This window comes from Streptomyces sp. NPDC091412, from assembly GCF_044756885.1.
In the GTDB taxonomy this organism is placed as follows: Bacteria; Actinomycetota; Actinomycetes; order Streptomycetales; family Streptomycetaceae; genus Streptomyces.
In genome coordinates this window covers 1-7,460 of sequence record NZ_JBIVTV010000019.1, presented here as the reverse complement: position 1 = coordinate 7,460, position 7,460 = coordinate 1, and the positions used below count along the sequence as shown (strand labels likewise).

Annotated in this window: 6 protein-coding genes; 3 read left to right on the top strand and 3 right to left on the bottom strand. The window is 70.2% G+C overall.

Going from position 1 to position 7,460, the window contains the following annotated elements:
• The first annotated feature begins 206 nt into the window (after nucleotides 1-206).
• Complete coding sequence (locus ACIQMV_RS31805) at nucleotides 207-1,211, top strand: DUF2156 domain-containing protein (protein WP_402596682.1); 1,005 nt, start codon at nucleotides 207-209, stop codon at nucleotides 1,209-1,211.
• A gap of 46 nt (nucleotides 1,212-1,257) precedes the next feature.
• The gene (locus ACIQMV_RS31800) at nucleotides 1,258-1,428 is read left to right on the top strand and encodes a hypothetical protein (protein WP_402596680.1); all 171 of its coding nucleotides are present in this window, start codon (nucleotides 1,258-1,260) and stop codon (nucleotides 1,426-1,428) included.
• Nucleotides 1,429-1,600: 172 nt separating this feature from the next.
• Here the strand turns inward: ACIQMV_RS31800 and ACIQMV_RS31795 are convergent, their stop codons facing one another.
• A complete protein-coding gene (locus ACIQMV_RS31795) occupies nucleotides 1,601-2,494 on the bottom strand; it encodes a BTAD domain-containing putative transcriptional regulator (RefSeq protein ID WP_402596679.1) in 894 nt (297 codons plus the stop codon).
• 547 nt (nucleotides 2,495-3,041) lie between these two features.
• Between ACIQMV_RS31795 and ACIQMV_RS31790 the strand changes: the two genes are divergently transcribed.
• Nucleotides 3,042-4,439: a sensor histidine kinase gene (locus ACIQMV_RS31790; RefSeq protein WP_402596677.1), complete on the top strand. Its 1,398-nt coding sequence runs from the start codon at nucleotides 3,042-3,044 to the stop codon at nucleotides 4,437-4,439.
• A gap of 128 nt (nucleotides 4,440-4,567) precedes the next feature.
• Here the strand turns inward: ACIQMV_RS31790 and ACIQMV_RS31785 are convergent, their stop codons facing one another.
• Together ACIQMV_RS31785 and ACIQMV_RS31780 are read right to left on the bottom strand one after the other, a co-directional pair.
• Nucleotides 4,568-5,176, bottom strand: a complete 609-nt coding sequence (locus tag ACIQMV_RS31785) for a DNA-binding response regulator (protein ID WP_141363367.1) — start codon at nucleotides 5,174-5,176, stop codon at nucleotides 4,568-4,570.
• 160 nt (nucleotides 5,177-5,336) lie between these two features.
• Entirely contained in the window at nucleotides 5,337-7,073 is a 1,737-nt protein-coding gene (locus ACIQMV_RS31780) for a fatty acyl-AMP ligase (RefSeq protein WP_402596676.1), read from the bottom strand.
• Nucleotides 7,074-7,460 lie beyond the last annotated feature (387 nt).

Sequence of the window (7,460 nt, the reverse complement as noted above, 5' to 3'; positions counted from 1 at the left end):
GGCCCCCGATAAACCACTCCGGGCACCTCTCCTTGCGTTCGGTCCGGTTTCCCGTCCCGCTCACGAGAAATACTGTGCCAGCCCCCGCTGACATCGCACTGACACCGCCCTGACGCAGTTCCCCGGCTCTCATTCCGCTCTACCGCCGCTCTATGTGCGGTGCTCTACTTTCCCAAGACGAATCGCGTCAACGAGAAAGGATCGCTGTGTCGACGACAAGCGCAACGACCCTGGACAGTCCTGTCCTGCGAGCCATAACGACACACACTCAGTCCGAGAATCCCAGCTCGTTCCTGGCCCTCAACTCCGGGAACGACGTCTTCACCCTCCCCGGCGTCGACGGCGTGGCCGTCTACCGCCGGGCCGGCCGCCACCTCGTACAGTTCGGCGGCCCGTTCGCCGCTGCCGACGCCTACGGCAAGCTGCTCGCGGGACTGCGCGAGCGCGCCCGCGAGGAGCAACTGCACCTCGTGTCCGTGCAGCTCCAGCGGGCCGACGCGGAGCAGTACCGGAAGGCCGGGTTCACGGTCAACCAGATCGGCGCCTCCTGGGCGGTGCACCTGCCCGAGTTCACCCTGCGCGGCACCCGCTTCATGCAGCTGCGCAACAAGATCTCCCGCGCCCTGCGTAACGGCCTGGTCGTCGAGGAGGTACCGGCCGAGGAGTGTGAGGAGGCACTGAACACGATCGACAAGGCATGGCTGGGGTCCAAGGGCGAGCACGCCCGGCCCCTGGAGTTCCTCGTCGGCCAGGTCGGCGGACCGGCCCAGGGACACCGCCGGCTCTTCGTCGGCAGAATCGACGGCGCGCCGGTGAGCTACATCTCGTACTCGCCGGTCTACGGCAGCAGGAGCGGCTGGATGCACGACCTGAGCCGGCGCATCCCGGGCGGCTCCCCGGGTCTGATGGAGGCCATCAACGCCGCCGCCATCGAGAAGTTCGCCGGCGAGGGCGTGGAGTGGCTGCACTTCGGCTTCACGCCGTTCACCGGCCTGTCCGACGACAACGAGCTGCCCGGCCGCAGCCCCTCCTTCCAGTGGCTCATGCACTTCCTGTGGGCCGAGGGCGCCGCGCTGTACCCGGCGCAGTCCCAGCTGGACTACAAGGAGAAGTGGGCCCCGCACGTGGCGCTGCCCGAGTATGTGGCCTTCGACGGACCCGCGTCCATTGCCGGCTTCGCCCATGTCTTCCGCGCCTGCAACGCGTTCTGACGCCTTCCGAGCAGCACAGCCCGAGAAGCCAATCAAGGAGGAGCACATGACGACCGCCGCGCAGGACCCCCGCTCCACGGACGAACTCAAGCAGGCGCTCGTGGAGTCGCTGATGACCGTGATCGGCGCCCCCGACGACGAGCCCACGGCCGAGACGGCAGCCGCCACGCTGCGCACCCTCGACGAGCGGCTGGCCGCGGAGGCCGGTTCCCGCTGACCGCGGGCGGTTCGGTACACGACGAGAGGAGGCGGCGGCCCCGGGAGTGATCCCGGTGACCGCCGCCCCTCGGTGCGACAGTTCCCGCTGTTGTTCGGTCCCGCTGTTGTTCCGTCCCGCTGTTGTTCCGTCCCGCTGTTCCTCCGGACGTGACGACCGCGCGCCCCTGGGCTCAGACGGCCGACCGCAGCGCCGCCCGCGGCACCGGCCCGGTCGGCGAACCCACGTCCAGCGGCGCGTCCAGGGACACATCCAGTGACGCGTCCGCCGCGAGCATCGACCCGTACAGCCGCTGCACCCGCGCGCTCGGTTCGATGCCCAGTTCGGCCCCGAGCGTGGTGCGCAGCCGCTGGTAGGTCTGCAGCGCCTGCCAGACCCGGCCCGAGGCGTACTGGGCCGCCATGAACTGCGCGTGCAGCCCCTCGTGCAGGGGATGCTGCGCCGAGAGGGTGGCCAGCTCGCTCAGCACCTGACCGTGCCGCCCCAGCCGCAGGTCGGCAGCGATGCGGCTCTCCAGCGCGGTCATCCGCGCCTCCTCCAGCCACAGCACCTCCATTTCCAGCACCAGCCCGGTCTTGACGTCCACCAGCGCCGGGCCCCGCCACAGGGCGAGCGCCTGCCCCAGCAGGGTGGAGGCGGCGGCGAGGTCACCGGCGGCGAAGGCCGCCTGGCCGAGTTCCTGGAGCCGTTCGAACTCCTGTGTGTCGATCATGCCCGGCTCGACGTCGAGCTGGTATCCGCCATGGCGGGTGACGAGCACCTCCTTCGCCTGCGGGCGGGCGGCTCCCGTCGGCCCCCCGCACGCGAAGGTGCCCGGCGCGTCGTCCTCCGGAGTCAGCGCCCGCTCCAGCAGGCGCCGCAGCTTGAGGATGTAGGTCTGAAGCGTGGTCGGTCCGCTGCGCGGTGGCTGGTCGCCCCAGAGTTCCTCCATCAGAGTCGCCGCGGTGACGATGCCGCCCGCGCGAAGGGCGAGCAGGGCGAGGACCTGCCGCGGTTTCGCCGCGCTCGGGACGATGGATCCGTGGTGTTCCTGTGCGATGAATGGACCAAGGAGCTTGATCTGCACCGCTGATCCGCCTCCTTCTCGGTGACTGGTGACGCCTGGCGTGATGCCCGGCCCGCAGTACTCCTCCGCTCAGGGTGCGCTGCGGCATCGGGCACAGCTCCTCCAGCCTGTAAGTCGGGCCGGTTCCACGCCAGTGACGGCGTCGTGACTCGGGCGGGAGAATCACCTTCCGAGATCGTGAAAAACGCACCCCGAAAACATGGCGGGCACCCTGTCGCGCCGGTCCGGACTGGACCAGACTCTCGTCCTTTGCGGTACGAGTGGGAGGTAGGGGCGTGGACGGGGCGAGGCACCCCTGGCCGCGATCCTGCGGACGAATGTGTGGTGCGGGGAGGCCGGCCTTCTGAGCATGGAGATCATGCCGCGCGCAGCAGCCCGCGATCGCATCCATCACCGCCCCGAACAACCGGTCCCGGCTCGCCATGGCTGAATATGCCCTTCGCTGAGAGAATTTGACCTTCTGAGGCGTATGGCATACGTATGCTGCCCGCGGAAATCAGTGCGCCAAGTAACGGGGGTTGCGATGGGCAGTGATGGAAAGTCCACGATGCGGACAGAGTGCCGAGAACAGGCCGACGGCGACACGGAAACCTGGGAGGTGCCGCTGTCGCACTTCACTGCTTTCATTCTGTATGCGGTGCTGGCGGGATTTCTCGCCCAGGTGTCGATGAACACCTGGGCGTCCGGGGCCCGGGCGATGCAGATGACGGCGTGCGTCCTGTGCTTCTCCGCGCTGTGCGCCCTCCAGATCCTGCAGACGCAGCCACGATTAGAACTGCGGGGACGCCGCTACCGCACCATCACACTGTCCGCACAGGCCCTGCTCACCTATCTGCCGCTGCCCTGGCTGGGAAACCCCTGGGAGGCGGTTGGCGGACTCCTCGCCGCGTCCGTACTGCTGCTTCTGCCCGCGCGGTTGAAGTGGCAGGTGTTCTTCGCCGTCGTGGCGGCCAACGCGGTGATCGCCGAACTGTTCAACAACGACCCCGCGTTCGCCGCCTCCACCGCGTCGTCCACCCTCGTCACCGGCCTGGCGCTCTACGCCATCAGGCTGGTGTCCGAACTGCGCCGGGCTCGGACGAGGCTGGTCGGCGCGGTCTCGCAGGAGCGTCGGCGGTTCGCCCGCGACCTGCACGATCTACTCGGATACAGCCTTTCGGCGATCACCCTCAAGACAGAGGTGGCGCTGCGGTACGTTCCGCGCCGGGACGAACAAGTCAGGAAGGAGCTGACGTCGATCCTGGCGATCTCCCGCCAGGCGCTCACCGAGGTGCGCCACGTGGCACACAGTTACCAGTCGCTGTCGCTGGCCACGGAGCTGGAGGCGTGCGTGGCCATGCTCAGATCCGCCTCGATCGAGGTGGATGTGCGCACGTCGGTGCCGCCGCCGGAGAACCGGACCGGCACCGTTTTGGCCATCGTGCTGCGGGAGGCGGTGACCAACATGCTGCGGCACAGCAAGGTGCAGCACTGTGCGATCGAGCTGGACCGGGTGGGTCGCCGTCTGCGGCTGGGCATCGTCAACGACGGCACGGGGCTGGAGGGCCGCGACGACGTCGCGTCCTCATCCACGGCGTCGACGGACTGCCGTGGGCTGACGAACCTGGAGATGCGATTGGCGGCGGTCGGCGGCACGCTGACGGCCGGACGGAGATCCGGTGGCCGGTTCGAGGTGGTGGCCGGAGTCCCGGACAGCCGCGAGACGCCGGAGCCGTCGGGCACGGCGGCGGACGGCTCCGGGGACGTTCGCCGGGGCGACCGGCGGCCCGTCGGGCACGGCGGCCGGGTCTGGCGCGCGGAGCACGAACGGCGCCGGGATCCGCGCGGCGTGCGGACCGACCCGAACCGGATGCCGGGCGGCACCGAGGCACGCTGCGAACACCTCGGCAGCTGGGAGCGCGTGTGCGCGATGCCCGCACCGCGGGAGTTCTCGGCCGAGCCGTGACGGCGGTGCGGGCGACGGCGAAGCCGGCGCGCTCGGCTCAAGGCATCACCGGCGGGCCGGGCGTGGCCGGTGCCTTGGCCGGGTGGTGCCCGGTCCGGAGCGCAGGCGTGCCGGCATCCGACGGTGGCTCAGGACAGCCAGCCGGCCTCCTGCGCGATACGGATGGCGTCGACACGGTTGCGCGCGTTGAGCTTGCTGACGATCGTCGTGAGGTAGTTGCGGACGGTCCCCGCGGAAAGGAACAGTGCCCCGGCGATCTCGCCCACCTGTGCCCCCTGTGCGGCCAGTTGCAGCACCTCCATCTCGCGGGCGGTCAGCGGGCTCCGCTCGTAGTCCCAGGCGGAGAGCACCAGCTCCGGGTCGACCACCCGTTCCCCGGCGGCCACCTTTCTTATGGCACTGGCCAGTTGCTCCGGCGGCGCGTCCTTGAGCAGGAACCCGGACACCCGCATGCTCAGCGCCCGCTTCAGTGTGCCGGGCTTGCCGAGGCTGGTGAGCATGAGGGTGCCGCACGACGGCAGCTGCTCGTGGAGCATGCCGGCGGCGGTCAGTCCGTCCGTGCCGGGCAGGTCCACGTCGAGAACCGCGATGTCGGGCCGGTGTTCCAGCGCGATCGGTACCACCCGGTCGCCGTCCTCCACTTCAGCCACGACCGTGATGTCCGGTTCCATCGACAGCAGGGCGACCAACGCGCCACGAACCATGTTCATGTCCTCGGCGAGTAGCACGCGGATCATGCGTCTCCTCTGACCAGATACCGAGCCCCCGTATTTCCCGGCACGTCGCAACCGTACCTCCGCGGCCAACGATCACAGATCCTCAATTGCCTTGCTATCCAGCCAAATTGCATCCGCCCCGTCGTCCCGCGGTCAGCGGTCAGCGGTCAGCGGTCAGCGGTCAGCGGGGCACGGTCAGCGGCAGCAGCCGGCCGCACCGGAACAGCCGGCGCATCGTGTGCCGCTGGATCTTGCCGCTGGACGTCCGGCGCACCGTTCCCGGCCTGACCAGCACCACGTTCACGGCGGCCACCTCGAAGTCCCTGGCCACGCAGGCGCGCACCTCCCTTTCCAGTGCGGCCAGGTTCAGGTCGTAACGGCGCCCCACGTGCACCTCCTGCACCACGACCAACGTGTCACGGTCGGAATCCGCGGTGAACACCGCCGTGGCGCCGAAAAGTTCACTGAGTTGTTGCACGCGGTGCTCGACGTCCTGCGGATACACGTTCCGCCCGGCCAGCACCATCATGTCCTTGATCCGGCCGGTGACGAACAGCTCGCCACCGTGCAACACCCCGAGGTCACCGGTCCGCAGGAAGCCGGCCTCGCCGTCCACGGTGGTCCCGCAGAACGTCTCCCGCGTCTCCAGCGGGCGCTTCCAGTAGCCGTCGGCCACGCTCCGGCCGCGGGTCCAGATCTCGCCGACCCGGCCCTCGGGCAGCACCCGGCCGGTGTCCGGCTCCACGATGCGCAGGTCGTTGTGGGGCACCGCCGGAGCGCCGCAGCCGATGAGGGCGCGGGAGGGCCGGTCCGGGGCAGCGGGCACGAGCCGCCCGAGCTCCAGTTCCGCGATGTCCGCGTGGAAGGGGCGCAGCGGCCCGCCCGTGCCCGCACACCTCCCGGCCGTCAGCAGGGTGCTCTCGGCCAGTCCGTACGCCGGCACGAACGCGCTCGGCCGGAAACCGACCGACGCGAACCGCTCGGCGAAGGCGTCCATCGTCTCGGCCCGCACCGGCTCCGAGCCATTCACCGCGACCTGCCAGCCCGACAGGTCCAGCTCGGCGAGCTCCTCCTCGGTGACCTTGCGTGTGCACAGCTCGTAGGCGATGTCCGGGCCGCCGCTGACGGTCACCCCGCACTCGCTCACCGCTTGGAGCCACCGGCCCGGGCGGCGGGTGAAGTCGGAGGTGGACATCAGCACGCCGGTGGTGCCCAGCCACAGTGGGTGCAGCAGCAGCCCGGACAGTCCCATGTCGTGGTGGAAGGGCAGCCAGCCGCCGACACACGCGCGCTGTCCGGTGCCCAGCAGCACCGCCAGCTCCTCCTGGTTGGCCAGAAGGTTGCGGTGGGTGAGCCGGGCGCCGCGCGGCTCCCGCGTCGAGCCAGAGGTGTACTGGAGTACGGCGATCGCGTCCGGGTCCCCCGCGGGAGGCCGCCAGTCCGCCGCGGACGGCAGCGCTGTGGAGTCGTCCAGCGCCAGGCAGGGCAGGTCGGCCCGGCCCACCGCCGACACCAGGCGGGAGACGTCCGCGGCCCGCTCCCGGTCGGTGAGCAACAACGCCACCTGCGCGTCCTGCACGATGCTGAGGACCCTCTCGTCCGCGCTGCGCCGTCCTTCCGGCACTGGGCACGGCGTCGGAATGGCGTTGGCATACAGGCAGCCGAAGAGCGACGCGATGAAGAGTTCGGGCCGCTGCTGGAGGACGAGCACCCGCTCCCCGCCCAGCCCACGGTCCAGCAGCCACGCGGCCAGCCGCCGGGCGGCCTGGTCCAGCTCCCCGTAGCCGATCCGCCGGATACGCGTCCGCTCCCGGCCGCCCTCCTGGGCGGGCCAGTCGAGCAGCGAGTACGCCGCCGCGTCCGGCTCCCGCTCCGCTCTCTGGAGCAGGAGGTCGGGCAGGGTGCGTACAGTGTTCACTTGTTCATCCCCCATGATCCGTCCGCTGAGCGAGTGGGGCTCAGCTTGTCCGGCGCGCCTCGAACCGCGCTTGAGCACGCCAGGGGGTGTCTCGTCGATCCAGCAACTGTTTTTCTGGTCGGCGCCGTTGGGGGCTGCCGCACCGCCGAAGCCCTTGGTGACGCACCTGACGCGGAGGACGGCCGCCGCAGGCTGTTGGCCGGTGGGTGGGCCCGTCGGCATCAGCCGACGGGGGCTCGGCCGTGCCCGGAGCCGCCCACCGCACGAAGCAGACACTCGGCACGTGCTCCTGACTAGTAGGGCTTGGTCAGGTGCGTATCGGTTCGGGTATGTCGCGGTGGCAGGTGGGGCAGGTGCCGGCCCAGGTGGCGAGGAGTGCCTGCAGTT

What these genes read in the sequence shown, in the direction of transcription:
- ACIQMV_RS31800 (WP_402596680.1), top strand. Translation starts at nt 1,258, where the DNA reads ATGACGACCGCCGCGCAGGACCCCCGCTCCACGGACGAACTCAAGCAG.
- ACIQMV_RS31785 (WP_141363367.1), bottom strand. Translation starts at nt 5,176, where the DNA reads ATGATCCGCGTGCTACTCGCCGAGGACATGAACATGGTTCGTGGCGCG.
- ACIQMV_RS31790 (WP_402596677.1), top strand. Translation starts at nt 3,042, where the DNA reads ATGCGGACAGAGTGCCGAGAACAGGCCGACGGCGACACGGAAACCTGG.